Below are 20358 nucleotides of genomic sequence, written 5' to 3'. Positions count from 1 at the left end.
GTTTACATGAAACGAGATAAAGAAGGAAACGGTTCATGAATGAGCAACGTCTTGAAGATCTGGCACTGGTCAGGAAAGCGCCGCGTTATTCGCCTGTACTTGTTCCGCTTTCTGTGAAATCGGTCGAGCAGTATCGCCGGAGAGCTTCGGCAAAGGAGCGCAGATGGCTTCGAAACAATTTTGATCCGGAAACCAAAGAGGCAGCCTATCGGTATAATGCACAGGACAGGATCGCCCGTGCCTATGTTCCGGTCAGTGATGATTATATCGACCATGAGCGGGTTAAAACATTATACGACGACCGTTTTATGCTATCCGGCTGGGTCGATAATCTGGGTGAAGGAACGTATAAGCTTTCTTCAAAACTCCGGTTATCGAGCATGCAAGCGCATAATCTGGCGTTTGGATGGGGCGCGGCAGCATACCGGTTTGATAAGTATAAATCCAAAAGGAAGCCGCGAAAGACTTTTTTGGAAATACCGGAAGGGGCAGATGCAGCCAAGCTGCAACGTGAGTTGAATGCGACATGCTTTGTTCAGGATTTAATCAACGAGCCTTCCAATATTATGAATTGTGAAGGACTGACGAATGAAGCCAGAGCGCTTGCCAAAAAATATGGCGCATCCATAAGCGTCATTCAAGGAAAGAAACTGGCAGAAGCCAATTATCCGTTGATTTATGCAGTCGGCAAAGCTTCGGAAGAGGAACCGCGGTTAATTGACATGGAATGGGGCGACCCATCGCACCCACGCATCACGTTAGTAGGCAAAGGCGTTGTCTTCGATACGGGCGGTATCAATGCCAAGTATGAAGACCAAATGCGCGACATGAAGTATGACATGGCTGGGGCAGCGCACGCGTTAGGCACCGCCTATATGATTATGGATGCGAATTTGCCGGTGCGGTTACGCGTATTGTTGCCCGTTGTTGAAAATGCCAACGGCCCGAAAGGGTATAAGCAGGGTGATGTGTTGAAAACCCGCAAGGGCGAAACGCTAGAGGTGACCCACACCGATGCCGAAGGCCGTTTGATATTATCCGATGCTTTGTATGAAGCGGCACATCCGGTAAGCCCCGAGCATAAAAGGCCTGATTTGATTATCGGATTTGGTACAACCGGCTGGCACGGATTCACCGAATTTCCCGGCTGGGGATCGGTGTATTCAAACCGCAAACCGGTTCAAGAGCAGTTCATGCGCTGCGCGGCAGAATGTCAGGAGTATTTCACAGCGCGGCCTTTCCTGAAGCCACTGCAAAATGAATTGAGAGCGGCGCATTCCAGTGCCGAACTAATCCAGTCGGCGGAAGGCCACCAACGCTATGATGATCTGATGGTGTTTAGTCTGTTGCATATGCAGGTGGAAAGCGTATTGGGCGAAAAGGGCAGGGAAGCACCTTTTGTGTATATGGACCTTGCGCCGTTCCGCGAAGCGAACTCCACTGCCACCCAATATCCACCTGATTTGCCGACAGGCGGTTTTGCAATGGGCGTACGTTCTTCGTTCCGATTGGTTGAACAGCATTGCCAATAGAACGCATATTGCGAGTTTAAATTTTTGATTTTTGGGAATTAAAAAACCCGCAGCAGTGCCAGAATTTTGCTAACACCAACCCTACTGCGGGTTATTGCGTTCGATGCGTTGAAGCAGAACGAACCTTTATATGTATGCTGATTTGGACAAAGAGTCGATACGAAAAAATGATACGAAAGTAAAATAATTAACTAGACGATTCATTTTATTGAAGTAAATTCCGTGGCGCTAACACCATAACCACCAGTGACGGAATCACCTCTCTGACAGTATATGTTGCGCGATTGGATTACCCGCTTTAGCGGGGTAGTTTATGCCCGCACTATGTTCGCAAGGAGAAATGTGTATCCGGAATTGGGCTAAACTGCCGGAATACCCATGCCCAATAAGGCACACCAAGCACCAGAAACCAAAATCGCCGAAATAAACCGGGATATTCTGCGCCATATCGACCGCGCGAATAATGTTGATTGGAATAATGTTGTGCCGCTTGCCATTAATTATGGGCGTTGCCGCGCAACCGGCATGATGGTGAAGGAATTTGCCGACGAATTGCTTGAAGCCGGTCTTATTAAGCAAACAGCCGATGGTATTTACGGCCTGAATATCGAAGCACGTAGTCTTACCAAGGAAGATGTTGAAGCGCATATCCGGAAAATCGAGCAATACTGCATTGAAAAGAAGCATATTGCGGAGTTGCGTGGCGAGCGTCTGTATTTGACCGACAGTCTGAACCCCGAGCATAAAGACCGTTATGCAAGCTATGACCGTAATCTGCGTGTGATGGGGTTTTGGGTGCATTCCGTATGTGTCATTACGCATCAATGCACGGGCGAGCATAAAGGGGATTTAATTCTGGCCGAACGCCATCCGCTGATTATCGAAACCAAGAATGACAGCAAGTGGGATCCGTTATCCGGTGCGATTTCCGCAGGGGCAACAGCATTCGAGACATTGGTAAGCGAAGGATTTGATGAATACGGCTTAAGCGAACAGCAGATGCGTCGCGCCCGTCCACTGACCACCGTGACCACGCAACGCGTATGCAGCGAGAACCCATTTCATATCGTGCGTGAGCGGGTGCAAGTCAGCAAGCTTGGGCTTACGGGAAAAGAGTTCAAGCGCCTAGAATGCCATGACGTCAAAGATGTGGTTGTGCCGCATGGCGAGGGTACCCGCAAAATGGGTGTCACATCGAATGTAAATTTTGTGCGGGTGTCACCCGCCAAGGTGATCGAACATTTACATAAACGTAAACATTTGAAAAACGGCAAAGCCTTATCGATGCTAAGTTACCTCTTGCATGCGGGCCATATTACTGCGGCTCATTCATGCGAGCCGGATATGCGACAGGCCCTTGCACGTAAGCCAAAAATCTATTGCCGTGCCACCAAAGGTTGGAAGCTGCGCGCGCATATGCCTGTTCGCGGCGCGATGCGCCATCTGCCACGTGCTGAATCCAGGTTGGCTGCATGAGCTTCACCACGACGCGTGAATTATTTATCGACGCTGCGCGTATGGTTGCCAAAAAAAATGATAATTATTCATCCGCATCAAATCCACCGCAAGCATCCATTTTAATCCAAGGATGAAAGGAAGCAGATTATGAATGCCCCGACCCATGGCGATGGCCACCATAGTTTGTTTGTGCCTGCGGCGCAGCAGGTAGCGTTAAGTGATGCAATTGAACTGCGCCGGTTTCAGGGGGTGAAGGAAGGACACCGCGTTGCCCTTATTGAAAAACTGCTGCATGGCATTGCGACGGTTGCGTTAAGTAAAGACAATAACGAAATTTTGCTGATGGCATGCAGCAATGAAGAAAACTACCGCCTTGCAAAAAAGCTGATGGCTGAATTCAATGACATGTTCATCGCCGTAAAAGAAAAGCATGACAATAATAAAAAGCGCGTGGAAGTGATGTATGAACGCATCAAAACCATCCGTGAAAGTAACGGCCTGTTTAAAGACAAAGATACCAAAATTCCTGGGTTCCTGCGTGATGTGAAACCGATGCCGCGCCAACCGTTAAGCGAAGGCCAAGCCCCGCTGATTACAAGTCTGGCAGATGATACTACCAGCATTATCGCTGTTATTGCGCATTTTGGTTCTGGTAAAACCTATCTGCCTTTCGCGCAAGGGCTTGAAGACATTATAACAGGTCGCCGCACTAAACTGATTGCGACACGTAAAGAGTCAACTGTGCACAAACACATCGGTTTTGTGCCCGGAACGCAGCATGACAAAACCAAACGGGATAACCATGCAGCATTTGAAAATCTGGTCAAGGTGATGATGGATTGGGGGGTATCTGAAAAAGATGCGATTGATAAGACGGAGCGCTTAATCAAACCGTCGAAATCCTTATTGCCGGGTCAGGAAATTGTGGAAATTGTCCTGCCTGAACAATTGGAAGGCCGCACTATTCATGACGCGGTAATTATTTTGGATGAAGCGCATGGTATCCCCACATCGCTAATGCGCGGAATTCTGGGGCGGCTTGGCAATAATTCGAAATTGATCATCGTGGGCGATTTCCACCAGATAAATGACAAGCGTTTGCGCCAAACCCATTATGATGAAGATGATGGGTGCGGGCTTGCCTATGCCGTGTCGTTTCTGGCTGATAGTCCCAATATTGATAACATCGCCATGATTGTAAATATGGATGCCAAGGACGTGCACCGCAGCGATGCAACACGCGAGGTTGCCTTTGCGATGCAGGCTTACGCCAAAAAGCGCGGACGTTTTCCGGTATGGCAGGGCGATATTGATAACGCGCTGGCGCAATATGCCGAGCGCAAGCAGGCAGCAGCACGAACAAATGTTGCAACGCTGCGCAGGTCGCGAATTGCTGCGGCAAGTTGTGAAGCCTGATTGAGTCGCGGGTGGGCGGTGGGATACATTGAGGCGGCTTGTTTAGCAGCGTGCAGGGATGGTATTATGCCTTTATGAAATCAAAGGCATTTTTATTATCCGTCATTATTTCTCTGCTGTTCGCGTGTGTTTCAGCTTTTGCCAATACTGCGCCACAACCTGTTGCTCAGCCTGCGGCGCAGCAGCCACCGACAGCCGCGCCGGTTCACGACAAAACAATTCTGCCTCCCAAAATTCCGCAAGATAAATTGCCAAAGAAAATCAAACTGGCGGGCAGCGCGTATATTCCATTTAAAACATGGGATCGCGGGAAAGAAATACAAGGTGGCGGCTTTTTATTGCTTCCGCCTAACCTGATCATCGGGAAAGACAAGGTGCCGGTTGTCATCATCATGCATGGCAGCAGGGGCGTGACGCCTGACCATGAATATGTTTATGCGCGGGAGCTGGCCGCGATGGGCGTAGCTGCTTTTGTGGTGGACAGTTATACGCCGCGCGGCATCGCCACAACGCATGAGAACCAGCGTTTGATTTCTATCCGTGACTTTACGCTGGATGCCTACCGCGCCCTTTACGAGCTGCGCAAGGAACCGCGAGTTGATATCAGCCGTGCAGGAATTGTAGGTTTTTCCAAAGGGGCGATTGTCGCATTGCTGACAGCGATGAATGTAAAACGCAATGAATTGCGCATCGATAAAAATCTGAAATTCAAGGCGCATTACCTGTTTTATCCGGGATGTGTGTTGCATTACCGCGATAATTCAACCACCGGCGCGCCGATTACCTTTTTCCTTGGCGAAAAGGATACCTATACGGGTGTAGCGCCATGCGTGCAGCTGTCGAATGAATTGAAAAGCACCGGTTCGCGCACACAAAACTTTATTTATAAAGATGCTGTCCACGCATGGGATTTTCCTGGTGAGGAAGCCCACCCTGAAGCAGAAGTATTCATGAATTGCAGCTTCTTCCAGCAGCAGGATGGTACATGGAATGAAGCCAAATCCGGCGTGAAGGGTATCAAAGGATTGGAAGGGCCGATGTATGAAAAAGCTTTAAAAGGCTGTTTAACCTATGGCGAAGTTTCCAGAGAAAACCCAAAGGCCAGCGCGCAATCGATGGCGGATTTCAAACGCCTTGTGAAAGAACAGTTGCTCGGCAAGCCGTGATTGCTGCTATGCAGCATATAACTATTCACATTTTTTTTGTAAATTGCGCAAAAAAAACCTCAACACAAATCAATTTTGGCAATACGCTTTAAAGCTTGTTCGGCGTTTGGCTTTGAATGGGTAGGGTTATTACTTGCTGCCACCCCTTGAGGATCATGTTTTATCGTTCTCTCCCGCTGGGTTAGCGGCACCTGAAAGTCGCCTGGAGCGAAGCAATAACGCGAGATATAAAACATTATGGGATGTTATCCAGTTTTGTAACACCCATGGCATTCCTTATGTCACGGATAGCGCGAACGCAGTTCTGCCCACCGCGTTATTGCAAGAATTATTCAAAAAGCACTATGCAGTAAGATTATTGCCGCCCACCACCCTTAGGCATCAGGGGGCTTCAACCATCATCGCGCTGGAAAGCAAAAACATCAATAACCCGGATAGTTATCACGGGCAGGTCGTTTCAGCGATTGCCGGTCATGTGGGGGCGCATTTGTGGCCGGGGGTCAGTTCCATTTTTATAAAAACCGATGCTAACCCTGCCTTCCGCAGTGCTTTCGAAGCACCGCTGGATAAACCGCTTAAGGCATTGCTGGAGGATCAAGGCGTGCCGGTAGTGGTTTCCTGTGTGGATTGGGGCGATTTGCATTTGGGGTTTGATCATAAGGTGGGCGACCAGTTCGAGCATTTCTGGAAGGCGACGGCGTTCATGGTCACGTCTTGCGGAAATGACGGGTTGTTTGGTCCTAATGGCAATATTCAGGTGCCATTCCAAAAACATATGGCGTTTAGCCACGCATCACCCCTGGCGGTAAGCGTGGGAGCCGCCGAATGGGGCCCACAAGGTTTTTATATTGGCGGATATAGTTCCGCGAATAGCCCGACATTCCTTGCACCTGTCGCGCCAGCCGCGCGCGTGAAATGGCAGCCTGACCGCAATCCGGAAGCGATTATCGGCACATCAGCGGCAGGGCCCTATGCAGGCGGAATTTTAGCGTCACTTAATCGGCGTTATGGTTCGTATTTAACGCGCGAGCAGATATTATTCGCGGTATTGGCAACCTGCGATAAAACGGTGGTCGTTGCGAGCTTTGGCAAACATACGCCGAATTCTTATGGCATCAGTTATCAGGCCAATGGCGCAGGGCTTACCTACAATGCAGGGCCGGGCGGGTTCGGGCTTATCAATCCGCATATGGCGGATCATTTATTGGCGCATATGGTCGCGTTGACACAACACAATCCTGATTTAATCACCGTGCCGACCGAGGTGCGCGTTGAGCTGGGAATTGATAATGCGCATAACTACCGCGCCAAAGACGGGTATTATTATTACGACATTGAATTGCCGGATGGGTACGCGCTTAAAACCACCATCGAAGCGGAGTTCACCAATGCCCCCGACAAAGATGTAGCCCATGGGCAAATCATGTTAACCAGCCCATCTGGTACATCATTCCCCATGGTGACGAGCCGTTCGCATAAACACGGGGTATTCAACGGCCTTAGCACCAGCCATGCATGGGCGGGGGAGGAAATGGGCGGTCGCTGGCGCGTGCGCAGTACGGAGCCCATTAAACGCTTACGCATCAGCCATCATCACTTTTTGGAAGGTGATGTCATCCATAACATGAATATTCAAAAATTATTGTGCACGCCCGTGCCGGATTTAAGTGATGCAGTTCCACTAACCGAATTAAAACCAACCCTGCGGGTAATGCGCGAAGTAGCGGGACAAGCCAAGCCGCTTCTCCCAGCGCAAATGCTGCATGTGCCATCGGTGCTGGAAGCGAATGTGGCAAGGATGTAGAGCTGTGGGAGGGTTCTCTCAAACTGGAGCGGGGATGAGGATTCGAACCCCGTGCCGCTTTGCGGCACATATAAAATTTGTCGAGGGTTCCTGGCAAATTCGTTTATCTCAAACTGGAGCGGGCGAAGGGATTCGAACCCTCGACCCTAACCTTGGCAAGGTTATGCTCTACCCCTGAGCTACGCCCGCTTCCTGTTGAGTGGCGCGATAATACGCAAAGGATTGGACTTTGCAAGTATCTTTAATAAATGCCCTAAAACACTTGCCGTTAGGCCATAACTGCACCATCTTATAGGTGTTCACGCAAACCTTTAACGAAGTATCCCATGCAATTACCTGCACAATCAGTTGCGCCTAATTCCCAAGCTGCGGCCATTAAAGATGGCACGACGGAGTCGTTCATGGTGGATGTAATTGAGGCATCCAAAGAACGCCCCGTGATTGTTGATTTTTGGGCGGAATGGTGTGGCCCTTGCAAGCAGCTCATCCCGTCGCTTGAAAAAGCAGTGAAGGCACAAAATGGCAAGGTGCATCTTGTGAAGGTGAATGTTGACCAGAACAGGGAACTGGCTGCTGGCCTTCGCGTGCAATCCATTCCCGCGGTATTCGTCTTTTTCCAAGGCCAGCCGATTGATGCGTTTGTTGGCGCTTTGCCTGACAGCGAAATCAAAAAAATGGTGGATAATCTTGCCAACGTAAATGCCAAAAACCCGGAAGGGCAAAATGTGGCATCGATGCTGAAACAGGCGGAAGGCTTTGTAGCTGAAGGCAAGTTAGACCATGCCCAAGCATTGTATAGTGCGATACTTGAAATTGAAGGTGAAAATGCCGCTGCCTATACGGGTTTGATCAAGGCATTTTTAGCAGCGGATAACGCCGAAGAGGCGACGTACCTATATGAAAATGCACCTGATGCGGTGAAGGCCGATAAGGCTTGGGCATCGGTGCAAACCGCGTTTGAATTAAAAGAAAAACTAGCGAAGTCTGCGCTGGGCGCCGATGCAACGCAGGTATTAAAAGCCAAGGTGGATGCCGAACCAGCTAATCATCAGGCGCGGTTTGACTATGCGCTGGCATTGTTTGCCGAAAATAACCGGGAGCAGGCGATGGATGAATTACTGGAAATCATCCGCCGTGACCGCAAATGGAACGATGAAGCTGCACGCAAGGAATTGGTGACGATATTTGATGCCCTTGGGCCGATGGATCCGTTGGTGATTGCGGCGCGTAAAAAGCTTTCATCCATTTTGTTCGCGTGAGATGCCATGTTGAACGATCCAACAAATCCTAAAAATCTTGGGCCGAAAATTGCTGGAACACCATTCATCACCCGGCCTGAAGATCTGCCGGAGATTATTCCTATCTTTCCGTTAGCGGGCGTATTGCTGCTGCCGGGCGGGCGGTTGCCATTGAATATCTTTGAGCCGCGCTATCTGGCGATGATTGAAAACGCATTGGCGCATAAGCGTATCTTTGGCATGGTGCAACCAACTGGCATTAATAACCCCGATGGTTCATCGCAGGTGTTTAAAGTTGGCTGCGCGGGGCGTATCCATTCATTCAATGAAACGGATGATGGGCGTTTGCTCATCAGTTTGGTGGGCGTGTGCCGTTTCCGTATCCGCGAGGAAGTGGAGTTGCAGCATGGCTTCCGCCGCGCGAAAGCAGAATGGGATGATTACCTGCATGACTTAACCGAAACCTGCAAACCTGCCTGCGTTGACCGCGATAAATTAATGCAGCACATGAAATGTTATTTCAAATTGCAGGGTGTTGCGGGCGATTGGGATGTGATTGAAAAAACCAATGATAATAAATTGATTACATCGCTGGCGATGATTTGCCCGTTCCAGCCAAGCGAAAAGCAAGCCTTGCTGGAAGCCAAGACGATTGAAGAGCGTTGTCGTTTGCTGACCACCTTGATGGATATGGCCTTGCTGGGCGAAGAAAACGATGATTGCGACACCATAAAGCATTAGGATAACGCATGAAACCCAAAGACGAACTCCCCAATACCCATACCCGCGTTGACCCGCGCTTGCTGGAAGTGTTGGTGTGCCCCATCACTAAATCCTCGCTACGTTATGATGCAGCCGCGCAGGAACTGATTTCCGATGCGGCGAAGCTGGCATTCCCCATTCGTGATGGTATTCCCGTTATGTTGATTGATGATGCACGGCGAATTGATGAATAGCGCATCGATGAATAAAGAGCCGTGGCCAACCGAACTTAAATTAAAGAAAAGCGCGAACACGCTGACCATCACCTTTGATGATGGAAAAGTGTTGACGCTTAGTGCGAAGAACCTGCGTGAAAACAGTCCATCTGCCGAAGTGCAGGGGCATGGCGGACAAAAGCCTGAAGTGAACATCAATCCAAACGTGCGCATCACCGGCGTAGAAGCAGTGGGCAATTATGCCGTGCGCATTTTGTTTGATGATGGGCACGCAACCGGCCTTTACAGCTGGGCATGGCTTTATCATTTAAAGGCTGGTTGAGTTACGCGGATTTGCGCGGGCTGCCAGCGTCATCCTCATCATCGTAATCTTGCGCAACGTCACGCGTTTCGGTGAGGGTTTCTTCCGCTTTTTGCGCTGGAGATTTTTGGCGTTGTTGGCTTTTGCCGTTTTTGTTCAAGGCTTCCAGCATTAATGAAATCATGCTGGTGGCGGTATTAAAGAAAATGGTCGCATCACTGATGCTGATGCTTGCTTCGGCATTGTGAAGTGCGGGGCGAATGCGGCCTTCAATATCGCTGAGCATACCGATAATACGTGCATCAGGAGAATTGGCGTTCTTGCTTTTGCTCATCGCAACCAGACGTGGCAATGCTTCATGCCATAATACATCGGATTTACTGGCCGTGCCGCCACCAAAGGCTTCACTGTATTTGCTGAGTAAATCTTCGGATGCGCGCACCAGATGGAAGCAGCATGCGCCTGCCAAACCGAATGCCAATGCGCGGCCAGCGGCGCGGATATCTGCACGCACACCATGCGGCATAATACGCAGCGTTTCCTCGGCAAATTGGTTATCCGCATGTTCGGTAAGTTCATAGGTGTCGAACAAGCCACGCTTTGGCACAGTGAACACAGCCTTGCGGCTTAACTCCGATGCAAACGCCGTTTCGAATTTTTCAACGAGCGAGCGGAGCAGGGTAAGCTCATGCGCATCAATCACTTCTTCGCGGCCCGGAAAACGGAATTGTCTGGTATTCAAATCAATAAAGTTTTTATCGAAAATTGCGCCAAGTTTATTTAGCAGTGCATTTGCTTCTGGCTTGGAGTGTTCAAGCTGAATAGGATCGCCCTTAATCAGGGTGTCGAGCGCGGTTTGCGCTTCCATCAGCGGCACAAACATCTCCGCCGCGCCAACGGCAGTGCGGTTGGCAACTACGCGATATAATTTCGCGCCAAGATCATAAAATTTATACTGGCTAATCGGGTTCATTTGTTCCGCTGGCCCACATATTCAGCACCAAAATGGTCGCCCTGTTTAGCAAGCGCGCCGTAATCGGGGCAAGGAAAATGTTACGAAGTAGCAAAGAAACAGGTGCATATTAATATTTCTGGCCGTGCTTAGACTGCTCAGTTTAGTGCAGTAATGGCCGCTATTAATAAAAAATCACAAAAATGCCGCTTTAGTTTCGCTTCCGGCAGTGTATAACGCTGCACCGCACAAAATGTGGATAAGTTGTGAATATATAGGAAACGGAAGAAACGATCATGGCCTTGTTACCTTACAGACAGCGCGTAGCTAAAGCTGCACTACCGCCGCGCAGAAAACCCGAAGATATCGCCGCGCAAGAAGGTGTGTTGATTGCTTGGAATACCTTCATTGAAGGGAATGATCAGGACGCAATCTTGGCTGCCGCAAAACTATTGGTGAATAAGGCTGTGGCGATTGCTGGTGTGAAGGCATCGGACGCATGCGAACTAATGGGCGGTATTTCCGTATCCGCGCATGATCGTGATGAAACATTGAAGGCGGCAATTTTAAACATTCACGATGATGGCGCAGACGCCATTTCGCGCAGCCATACGGGGATCATCATCAGCTCGATTGGTAGAGTTCGCGCGCCGATGGTGGTAACGCGCAAACCGCGCGATGAAAGATATCCGGCTGGCCCATATACCGTTTCATGGGCACTCATTCAACCAAACCCATAATCAACAAAAAAGTAGAAAGACACAGGAAGTAAAATGACTACCCCGCAATTACAAGCAAGGCCACGTCGGTTAGCCCAGCGCGTGGCGCCCGCAGTACCGCAGGAACATGAAGTGGTGCAATTCCCCGGTGTAATGCGCACATCACCCGCAAAGCAGGTTTCGGCAATCGCTGCGGAACAAAACCGTTTGTGGCGCATGGCGTTTAACACATATCAAGAAGGTGCAACACTGGAGAGCATTGCACGCACTTTTGCAGAATTGGATAGAGCCATTCGTGACCCCAAAAATGAAGTGGTGGATACAAGCGTTGAAAACGGCTCTTCCGTAAAAACCGCCGCGATTAATGCTCATGCCAACGCATTTTCAAATCTTTCCTATATGGCGCAGGATTTGAAGAACAATGGCCGCGTCGAAGAAGGCGAAGCATTATCCGCAGTTTTGAAAACCGCTAAGGCGAACCGCGAAGCACCGGATGATGTTCCGGTCATCCAGATGCAGCGCCCTGATCCTGACCGTGCGATCAAAGACGCGCAAGCACAGCAACAGCAATTACAGCTTTAGGTTAAGCAGCGCATTGTTTTGAATGCGTAGCCTGTAGCTGTGCTTTTACCGTTTGGTCTTTAACGGTGTCCCGCACGGCCTGCATGGCCACGGTCTCCGCGCAAATCGCGGCGATCATGTCGTTGTTCCCGGCGGTCGCCGCGCAGGTCACGAACATCCTGATGCAGTTCATGCTTATCTTTACGTAATTCGGCGCGATCTTCTGCTAGCTCTTTTTTATCTCCGTTTTTGATATCGTTGGCGATTTCACGGCGATCCTCGTGCAGTTCACGTTTGTCCTGACCAATCTCGTGGCGATCCTGCATTTTCTCGCGATGATCTTCTCTAAGCTCCTGTCGGTCATGGAAGCGCTCGCGGCGTTCCGCCATTTTTTGTTTGAATGCCATGCGTTCTTCGGCGGACATCGATGCAAACTTTTCCTTCATCGCTTCGCGGCGTGCTTCCATCTTTTGCTTGAATTCCGCGCGTTGTTCGGGCGTCATCGACTTGAATTTTTCGCGAAATTGCCCATGCATGGCTGGCGCTTCGCCCGCTGGCGGTGATGGCATGTCTTCCGCAACGGCAGTTCCTGCAATCATCAATAAACTGGCAAGTGAAAAAATAGAGAGGAACTTTTGAGCGGACATTTGGAAACTCCTGAGCAAGAGATATGACTGCCATAGTGTTGCATGGCACAATTAATTTTTTGCTAGAGAGTAAAGTTAAAAAAACTTACAATTTCGAATGATTTTAAAGTGACCCAGATGCCCCGTATTAGCTTTTTGCGCGTTTTTTGAGTGTTTGGGTTGGTAAATAAGGCTTTAAATATTTACCCGTAAAGCTGGCTTCGCATTCGGCCACATCTTCGGGTGTGCCTTCGGCTACAATTTCACCGCCACGGTCACCGCCTTCGGGCCCTAAATCGATAATCCAGTCAGCGGTTTTGATCACTTCCAGATTGTGTTCGATGACCACCACGGTGTTTCCTTGGTCAACCAGTGTGTGCAGCACTTCCAATAAACGCTTCACATCTTCGAAGTGCAAACCGGTCGTGGGTTCATCGAGGATATAGAATGTCTTACCCGTTGAACGGCGGGAGAGTTCCTTTGCCAGCTTCACGCGTTGCGCTTCGCCGCCCGAAAGCGTTGTTGCGTTTTGGCCAATCGCCATATAGCTGAGGCCGACCTGGTTCAGTGTTGCGATCTTATCGCGGATGGAGGGGATGCTTTCAAAGAACATCAAGCCTTCCTCCACATTCATGTTTAGCACATCGCTGATGGATTTGTCTTTCCATGTGACTTGCAGCGTTTCGCGGTTATAGCGTTTGCCATTGCATTCATCGCAGGTCACATACACATCCGGCAGGAAGTGCATTTCAATTTTAATAACGCCATCGCCTTCACAGGCTTCGCAGCGTCCGCCTTTTACGTTGAACGAAAAACGCCCCGGGCCATACCCGCGCGCCTTTGCTTCCGGCAGGCCCGCAAACCAATCACGAATGGGCGCGAATGCACCAGTATAGGTGGCGGGGTTGGAACGCGGCGTGCGCCCAATGGGGGATTGATCGATATCGATCACCTTATCAATCAGGTTCAGGCCCTTGATGGATTTATGCGGTTCGGGAATTTCACGGCTGTCATTCAATTCCTGTGAAATACCGCGGAACAATGTTTCAAGAATAAGCGTGGATTTACCTGAGCCCGAAACCCCGGTCACGCAGGTGAATGTACCCAGTGGGATTTTGGTGCTGACATTCTTTAAGTTATTGCCGCTTGCGCCATTGATCTCGATGAATTCGCCCTTGCGGCCTGCGCGGCGTTTTTCTGGCAGCGGTATTTGCCGTTTGCCGGAAAGATATAGCGCGGTAAGGCTGTGCGGGTTTTTCATCACCTCATCGGGTGTACCTTGCGCGATCACTTTTCCGCCATGCACACCGGCACCGGGGCCAATATCGACCAGATGGTCGGCCGCGCGGATGGCATCTTCATCATGTTCCACCACGATGACGGTATTGCCGAGTTCGCGCAGGCGGCGCAGCGTTTCCAGCAAGCGGTCATTATCACGCTGATGCAAACCGATGCTGGGTTCATCCAGCACGTAAAGTACGCCCGTTAGCCCCGAACCGATTTGTGATGCCAAACGAATGCGTTGGCTTTCCCCGCCCGATAATGTGCCGGAATGACGTGATAGGGAAAGATAATCCAGTCCCACATTCACAAGGAAACCAAGGCGTTCGTTGATCTCCTTCAAGATACGCGCGGCGATCTCTTTTTCTTTTGGCTTTAACGTGGCGTGTAGATTTTTGAACCATGTGGCGGCATTTAAAATGGAAAGCTCACCAATTTCAGCGATGTTCTTTTTATCGATCTTCACTGCAAGCGCTTCGGCCTTCAGGCGTTGACCATGACACACATCGCATGCTTGCGTGTTTTGATAACGGCTCATATCCTCGCGCTTCCAGTTGCTTTCGGTTTCCTTGAAGCGGCGTTCAAGGTTGGCGAGCACACCTTCGAACGGTTTGTTCACTTTCAAATACCCGTTCGCGCTTTCCCAGACATAGGGCAGGGGTTCATCACCCGTGCCGTTCAAAATGATGTCTTTGGTTTTTTCGGGGAGTTTTTTCCATGGGTCGGTAATTTTTCCACCGAATTTCTTGCAGATCGCTTCAAGCACAGCGGTATAATAGGTTTTCCAAGGGGCAATCGCGCCTTCTGCCAGGCTTAGATGCTCATTGGGAATGACCAGCTTGGGGTCGAAGATCATCTTTTCGCCCAAACCATCGCAAGCGGGGCATGCGCCGTGCGGATTGTTGAAGGAGAATAAACGTGGTTCGATTTCTTCAATCGTAAAACCGCTGACGGGGCAGGCGAATTTTGCGGAGAATACGTGGCGTTTGCCGACTTCATTTTCTTTGGCGACTTCCTCCACATACACCAAGCCTTCACCCATCTTCAGCGCGGTTTCGATGGAATCCGCAACGCGGTTTCCTAACCCTTCTTTCTTGACCACCAAACGGTCAACGACCACTTCGATATCGTGTTTCAGTCTCTTATCCAGTTTGGGCAGATCATCCGCTTCGTATAATTTTCCATCGATCTTGAAACGCTGGAACCCTTTTTTGTGAAGCTCGACCAGTTCCTTTTTATATTCGCCTTTGCGGCCACGCACGATGGGCGCAAGGAGGAGCAGCTTCGTGCCTTCCTTAATCGCCGCGATGCGATCGACCATTTGGCTGACCGTTTGGCTTTCAATCGGCAAACCTGTGGTCGGCGAATAGGGAACGCCCACGCGCGCCCATAACAAACGCATATAGTCATAGATTTCAGTAACCGTGCCCACAGTGGAGCGCGGGTTTTTCGATGTGGTTTTTTGTTCAATGGAAATGGCGGGTGATAAGCCTTCGATGGAATCCACATCCGGCTTTTGCATCATTTCCAGAAACTGGCGCGCGTAGGCCGACAAGCTTTCCACATAGCGGCGTTGGCCTTCGGCATAGATGGTATCGAAGGCGAGGGATGATTTACCCGAACCCGATAGCCCCGTGATGACCACCAATTTGTTCTTGGGCAGCGCGATATCGATGTTCTTTAAATTATGTTCCCGCGCGCCTTTAATGACGATTTGCGGTTCGGTTGGTTGCTTGCTGGCCATCGGTTATCCACAGATAAAGTGTAAACATAAGACATAAACGAGTTTCAGAGAAAAACAAGAACTTGTCGTGAACAAAATTTCGCAATAAGGTGCTTTCTCACATTTTATAGAAATAGGTGCATCATGGCAGGCAGCGTTAATAAAGTTATTTTAGTAGGTAATTTGGGCAAAGATCCCGAAGTGCGTTCATTCCAGAATGGCGGGCGCGTTGCGAATTTCTCAGTTGCGACTTCCGAAAACTGGAAGGATAAGACCACCGGTGAACGCAAAGAAAAGACCGAATGGCATAAGGTAGAAGTTTACAACGACCGCATCATTGATGTTGCTGAAAAATACCTGAAAAAAGGTTCCAAAGTGTATATCGAGGGTGCATTGGAAACCCGCAAATACACCGATAAAGAAGGCCAAGAAAAATACACGACCGCCGTTGTGCTTAAGCAATATCGCGGCGAGCTGACCATGCTGGATGGCAAGAGCAGCGGCGGCAGCGATTATTCCGTGGATGATGCAAGCAACGACAGCGCAAGCTTTGCGCCCGCGCAAAAACGCGTTGCATCAGGCGGCGGTGGTGCTTCTGAACTGGATGATGAAATCCCGTTCTAACCGTTGGTTGCTTTTGGCGCTGCTACCGGGGTATTTGATTTAACAGCGGTTGTAATTGCGTCGCTAAGCGAAAGCGCAATACTGGTCATGAGGTTAGCTTGGGCTGTGTCAATCCCTTTGGCGGTTATTGTTCCGTCAATATCTTTGAATGCTGACCAGACCTCTTTGCCTTGTTTGTTTTTTGCGGTGATTTCTATTTCATTTGCCCTGTGCAAAATTCTGATTTCAGAAATTTTTGCAAGATCGCCATGTGGTTCAACATAACCTACGACGCTTCTTGTTGTAATGTCATTGTTAACAAGGTCATTGGTGATAATATTAATTAGTTCTCCGGATTCTATCTGGGAAAAAATTCTTGCGAATTGTGCACTAGCGGCGGTGCTGAACCTGCCTACATCTTCCACCTCAGATCGTTCGATATTCAAATTTGATCCAGCGCTTCCTTGGGTATGTGTTTTGCGGGTGTAAGAGTATTGTGCCATGCCAAAATCCTGTGGTTATTGAAATGAATGTTAAGAGTTATTCTATTGCCTATTTAGGGAAAGTAATTACGCTATCTATGGTTAATAGATTAACGCCGCTGATATATGTTCATCCATCTCCGCACACATTCTGCCTATTCGCTGCTTGAAGGCGCGATAAAGGTCAAAGACGTTGTCAAACTGGCAAAGCATCACAACATGCCTGCGGTGGCGGTGACCGATACCAACAATATGTTCGGCGCGTTGGAATTCGCGTTGGAAGCGGTGGAGAACGGCATTCAACCCATTATGGGTTGTCAGCTTCGCGTGCTGGATAAGACCATCAAAGGCTTTGATAAAATCGCCGATGCTTCGCTTATCCTCATTGCGCAAAACGAAACAGGTTATAAAAACCTCACGCAATTGGTCAGCGCTGCATATCTGGATACACCCGAAGATGGTTCGCCGCATGTCACCCTTTCGAAGTTAGAAAAATACAGCGATGGCATTATCGTTCTAACGGGCGGTGCAAATGGCCCCATCGGGCAATTGATATTGACGGGGCAGACGGCAAGCGCGGAAGAATTGCTGCAACGTCTGCAAAAAGCATTCCCCACGCGCTTATATGTGGAATTGCAACGCCATAAGGAAGGCGATATCGGCGACAAGGAAGAACGCACCGAAGGGCATTTCCTTGATCTCGCCTATAAATACAATTTGCCGATTGTCGCGACCAATGATGTGCAGTTCGCGATTGAGGATATGAGCGAAGCGCATGATGCGTTGTTATGTATCGCATCCAAAGGATATGTGAGCGATACCGACCGCGCGCGTGTAACTACCAATCATTATTTTAAGACTGCGGAAGAAATGGAAGATCTGTTCGATGATCTTCCCGAAGCGATTGCGAACACAGTTATCATCGCGCAGCGTTGCACCTTTTGGCCCAAGAAACACAAACCCATTTTGCCGCCGTTTAAAACGGCATCCGGTCTTGATGAAGTCGGCGAATTGCGCCGGCAAGCGATCGAGGGTTTAAACAAACGCTATCTCACCAACACCTATATTACCGATAAAAAATTATATGAAGACCGCCTGAATTTCGAATTAAACGTCATTACCAATATGGGGTTTGCGGGTTACTTCCTGATTGTTGCGGACTTCATTCAATGGGCAAAGGCGAATAATATTCCGGTTGGCCCGGGCCGTGGTTCGGGTGTGGGTTCATTGGTTGCATGGGCGCTCACCATCACTGACCTTGACCCCATTCCATTCGGGTTGCTGTTTGAACGGTTCCTCAACCCCGAACGCGTATCGATGCCGGATTTCGATATCGACTTTTGTCAGGAACGGCGTGACGAGGTTATTGGCTATGTGCAGCAGCGTTACGGGAAAGACCGAGTTGCGCAGATTATTACGTTTGGCAAGTTGCAGGCGCGCGCAGTGCTGCGCAATGTGGGCCGTGTGCTGGGCATGCCATTGGGCTATGTTGATAAAATTTGTAAACTTGTGCCATTCAATCCGGCCAACCCTGTGACATTAAAAGACGCGGTGAAGGTTGAACCGCAGTTAAAAGCCTTGCGCGATGAAGATGCCAGCGTTGCGCAGCTCATCGACATCGCCTTGAAGCTGGAGGGGTTATATGCGCACGCATCGACCCACGCGGCGGGTTTGGTGATCGGCGATAGGCCATTGCAAGAACTCATTCCCATGTACCGTGACCCGCGTTCGCCATTGCCGGTGACGCAGTTCAATATGAAAACAGTTGAACAGGCGGGGCTGGTCAAATTCGACTTCTTGGGTTTGAAAACATTAGACGTATTGCAGCTTGCAGAAAAAATGGCGAAGGCACAGGGCGCGGTGCTGGATATCAATAACCTTCCGCTGGATGATGCCAAGACATACGAGATGATTGCCAAGGGTGATACACTTGGGGTGTTCCAGCTTGAAAGTGCGGGCATGCGCGACACGCTGCGCCGGATGAAGCCAAACCGCTTTGAAGATATTATCGCGCTTGTTGCACTTTACCGTCCCGGCCCGATGGATAACATTCCTAAATACATCAAGGTGAAGGCGGGCGAAGAACAGCCAGATTATCTGCATCCACTGCTTGAGCCTGTGCTGAAAGAAACTTACGGCATTGCGATTTATCAGGAACAGGTGATGCAAATCGCGCAGGTTTTGGCTGGATATACGCTGGGCAGCGCTGATTTGCTGCGCCGCGCGATGGGTAAAAAAATTAAAGAGGAAATGGCGGCGCAGCGCCAAAGCTTCATTGAAGGTGCCGCGAAAAAAGGTGTCGATGGCGAACAGGCATCGATGATCTTTGATCAGGTGGATAAGTTCGCAGGCTATGGCTTTAATAAATCGCACGCGGCCGCATATGCGCTTATTGCCTATCAAACCGCATATATGAAGGCGAATTATCCGGTCGCGTTCTATGCCGCATCCATGACCTTTGAAATGGGCGCGGTCGATAAACTGAATTTATTCCGGCAGGAATTGACGCGCAAATCCATCCCCTTGCTGCCGCCCGATGTCAACCGCAGCCATGATGTATTCGCCATGGAAGATGTCGGCGATGGTAAGCAAGGCATTCGTTATGCACTCGCCGCCATCAAGGGTGTGGGGCAGGCGGCCATGAAAGCCTTGGTTGCGGAACGCGAAGCAAAAGGAAAATTCAAGGATATGTTCGAATTCGCATCACGGCTTGATAACCGCGTGATGAATAAACGGCAGATGGAAAACCTGATTAATGCGGGCGCGTTTGATAGTTTGCATAAAAACCGCGCGCAGCTGATTGAACATGTTGAAATGTTCACGCGGCTTGCCAGTGCCGCAACGCAGGAGCGCGAGTCAGGACAGGTGAGCATGTTCGGCAATGCGCAGAATATCAGCAAACCGCAAATGCAGGATGTAAAACCATGGGATGAGCTGATTAAGCTGCAAAATGAATTCTCCGCGCTGGGCTTTTTTCTGTCATCACATCCGCTGGATGCCTATCGCCCGTTGCTGGATAGATTGGGCGCCATTAAAGCATCCGGCCTTGCAGCGGCGGCGGGTTCATCCGGTTCTACGCGGCGCAAGATCGCAGGTATTGTGATATCCAAACAGGAGCGCACGGCAAAATCAGGCAACCGTTTTGCGTTTGTGCAGCTTTCCGATAATTCCGGCATGTTTGAAGCAACGCTATTCTCCGAAACCTTGTCCGCGCACCGCGATAGTCTGGTGGCGGGTACGCCCTTGCTGCTGAGTGTGGATGTGCAAGGCAAACCCGATGAATACCGGTTGACGGTGCAGGGGCTGGAAAAGTTGGAAATGGTCGCGGCGCGCGAAAGCCAAGGGCTTGCACTGGTGCTGGGTATGGATAGGGCGATTGGGCCATTACAGGCCATCACCGCCAAGCTGCCAAAGGGCAAAAGCCGCATTCAAATCAAAATCGATATTGATGGCGAAGAGGAGGCGGAGATTGAATTGGCGGGTCGTTATACCATTCCGCCGGAAATGCGCAGCGAGATTAAGAGCTTAAACGGCATTCTTGAAGTGCAGGATTTATAA

17 protein-coding genes and 1 tRNA gene are annotated in these 20358 nt (G+C 49.8%); 13 read left to right on the top strand and 5 right to left on the bottom strand.

Features of this window, described 5'->3' with window-relative positions; all coding sequences use genetic code 11:
* Positions 1 to 35: 35 nt before the first annotated feature.
* The 5 genes from SFW65_10425 to SFW65_10405 all read left to right on the top strand — a co-directional run bounded on the left by SFW65_10425 (position 36) and on the right by SFW65_10405 (position 7376).
* Positions 36 to 1532 carry a hypothetical protein gene (locus SFW65_10425; protein ID MDX1923529.1) on the top strand — a complete coding sequence of 499 codons (1497 nt, stop codon included), beginning with the start codon at positions 36 to 38 and terminating at the stop codon, positions 1530 to 1532.
* 378 nt (positions 1533 to 1910) lie between these two features.
* Positions 1911 to 3008 (top strand): hypothetical protein, encoded by a 1098-nt coding sequence (locus tag SFW65_10420; GenBank protein ID MDX1923528.1) that lies wholly within the window; start codon positions 1911 to 1913, stop codon positions 3006 to 3008.
* A gap of 129 nt (positions 3009 to 3137) precedes the next feature.
* A complete protein-coding gene (locus SFW65_10415) occupies positions 3138 to 4406 on the top strand; it encodes a PhoH family protein (GenBank protein ID MDX1923527.1) in 1269 nt (422 codons plus the stop codon).
* 74 nt (positions 4407 to 4480) lie between these two features.
* Positions 4481 to 5572 carry a dienelactone hydrolase family protein gene (locus tag SFW65_10410; protein ID MDX1923526.1) on the top strand — a complete coding sequence of 364 codons (1092 nt, stop codon included), beginning with the start codon at positions 4481 to 4483 and terminating at the stop codon, positions 5570 to 5572.
* A gap of 133 nt (positions 5573 to 5705) precedes the next feature.
* Positions 5706 to 7376 (top strand): proprotein convertase P-domain-containing protein, encoded by a 1671-nt coding sequence (locus SFW65_10405; protein ID MDX1923525.1) that lies wholly within the window; start codon positions 5706 to 5708, stop codon positions 7374 to 7376.
* Between the two features lie 114 nt (positions 7377 to 7490).
* On the opposite strand, the gene SFW65_10400 is transcribed toward SFW65_10405, so the two are convergent.
* Positions 7491 to 7565 (bottom strand) — tRNA-Gly (locus SFW65_10400).
* Positions 7566 to 7702: 137 nt separating this feature from the next.
* Between SFW65_10400 and trxA the strand changes: the two genes are divergently transcribed.
* Genes trxA through SFW65_10380 form a run of 4 tightly spaced genes read left to right on the top strand, consistent with a single transcriptional unit; the run spans position 7703 to position 9874 of the window.
* On the top strand, positions 7703 to 8635 hold the full coding sequence (trxA, locus tag SFW65_10395; GenBank protein ID MDX1923524.1) for a thioredoxin: 933 nt from the start codon (positions 7703 to 7705) through the stop codon (positions 8633 to 8635).
* A gap of 6 nt (positions 8636 to 8641) precedes the next feature.
* Entirely contained in the window at positions 8642 to 9355 is a 714-nt protein-coding gene (locus tag SFW65_10390) for an LON peptidase substrate-binding domain-containing protein (GenBank protein ID MDX1923523.1), read from the top strand.
* Between the two features lie 8 nt (positions 9356 to 9363).
* The gene (locus SFW65_10385; protein MDX1923522.1) at positions 9364 to 9570 is read left to right on the top strand and encodes a Trm112 family protein; all 207 of its coding nucleotides are present in this window, start codon (positions 9364 to 9366) and stop codon (positions 9568 to 9570) included.
* Positions 9563 to 9874 (top strand): gamma-butyrobetaine hydroxylase-like domain-containing protein, encoded by a 312-nt coding sequence (locus SFW65_10380; protein MDX1923521.1) that lies wholly within the window; start codon positions 9563 to 9565, stop codon positions 9872 to 9874. The genes SFW65_10385 and SFW65_10380 overlap by 8 nt, the downstream gene beginning before the upstream one ends.
* Before the next feature lies 1 nt (position 9875).
* On the opposite strand, the gene SFW65_10375 is transcribed toward SFW65_10380, so the two are convergent.
* Positions 9876 to 10826 carry a hypothetical protein gene (locus SFW65_10375; protein ID MDX1923520.1) on the bottom strand — a complete coding sequence of 317 codons (951 nt, stop codon included), beginning with the start codon at positions 10824 to 10826 and terminating at the stop codon, positions 9876 to 9878.
* A gap of 275 nt (positions 10827 to 11101) precedes the next feature.
* Between SFW65_10375 and SFW65_10370 the strand changes: the two genes are divergently transcribed.
* Both SFW65_10370 and SFW65_10365 read left to right on the top strand, forming a co-directional pair.
* Complete coding sequence (locus tag SFW65_10370) at positions 11102 to 11545, top strand: hypothetical protein (protein ID MDX1923519.1); 444 nt, start codon at positions 11102 to 11104, stop codon at positions 11543 to 11545.
* A gap of 33 nt (positions 11546 to 11578) precedes the next feature.
* On the top strand, positions 11579 to 12106 hold the full coding sequence (locus tag SFW65_10365; protein ID MDX1923518.1) for a hypothetical protein: 528 nt from the start codon (positions 11579 to 11581) through the stop codon (positions 12104 to 12106).
* A 59-nt stretch (positions 12107 to 12165) separates the two neighbouring features.
* Here SFW65_10365 and SFW65_10360 read toward each other — a convergent pair whose 3' ends face one another.
* Both SFW65_10360 and uvrA read right to left on the bottom strand, forming a co-directional pair.
* Positions 12166 to 12732 carry a hypothetical protein gene (locus SFW65_10360; protein MDX1923517.1) on the bottom strand — a complete coding sequence of 189 codons (567 nt, stop codon included), beginning with the start codon at positions 12730 to 12732 and terminating at the stop codon, positions 12166 to 12168.
* Between the two features lie 127 nt (positions 12733 to 12859).
* Positions 12860 to 15736: an excinuclease ABC subunit UvrA gene (uvrA, locus tag SFW65_10355; GenBank protein ID MDX1923516.1), complete on the bottom strand. Its 2877-nt coding sequence runs from the start codon at positions 15734 to 15736 to the stop codon at positions 12860 to 12862.
* Between the two features lie 123 nt (positions 15737 to 15859).
* Between uvrA and ssb the strand changes: the two genes are divergently transcribed.
* On the top strand, positions 15860 to 16339 hold the full coding sequence (gene ssb, locus SFW65_10350) for a single-stranded DNA-binding protein (GenBank protein ID MDX1923515.1): 480 nt from the start codon (positions 15860 to 15862) through the stop codon (positions 16337 to 16339).
* Here ssb and SFW65_10345 read toward each other — a convergent pair.
* Positions 16336 to 16821 carry a hypothetical protein gene (locus SFW65_10345; GenBank protein MDX1923514.1) on the bottom strand — a complete coding sequence of 162 codons (486 nt, stop codon included), beginning with the start codon at positions 16819 to 16821 and terminating at the stop codon, positions 16336 to 16338. The genes ssb and SFW65_10345 overlap by 4 nt on opposite strands.
* 105 nt (positions 16822 to 16926) lie before the next feature.
* Between SFW65_10345 and dnaE the strand changes: the two genes are divergently transcribed.
* A complete protein-coding gene (dnaE, locus tag SFW65_10340; protein ID MDX1923513.1) occupies positions 16927 to 20358 on the top strand; it encodes a DNA polymerase III subunit alpha in 3432 nt (1143 codons plus the stop codon).

The sequence above is a fragment of the Alphaproteobacteria bacterium genome (genome assembly GCA_033762625.1).
Lineage (GTDB): Bacteria > Pseudomonadota > Alphaproteobacteria > UBA9219 > RGZA01 > RGZA01.
The sequence above is the reverse complement of the archived record's forward strand: the minus strand, read 5'-3'. Positions and strand labels throughout refer to the sequence as shown.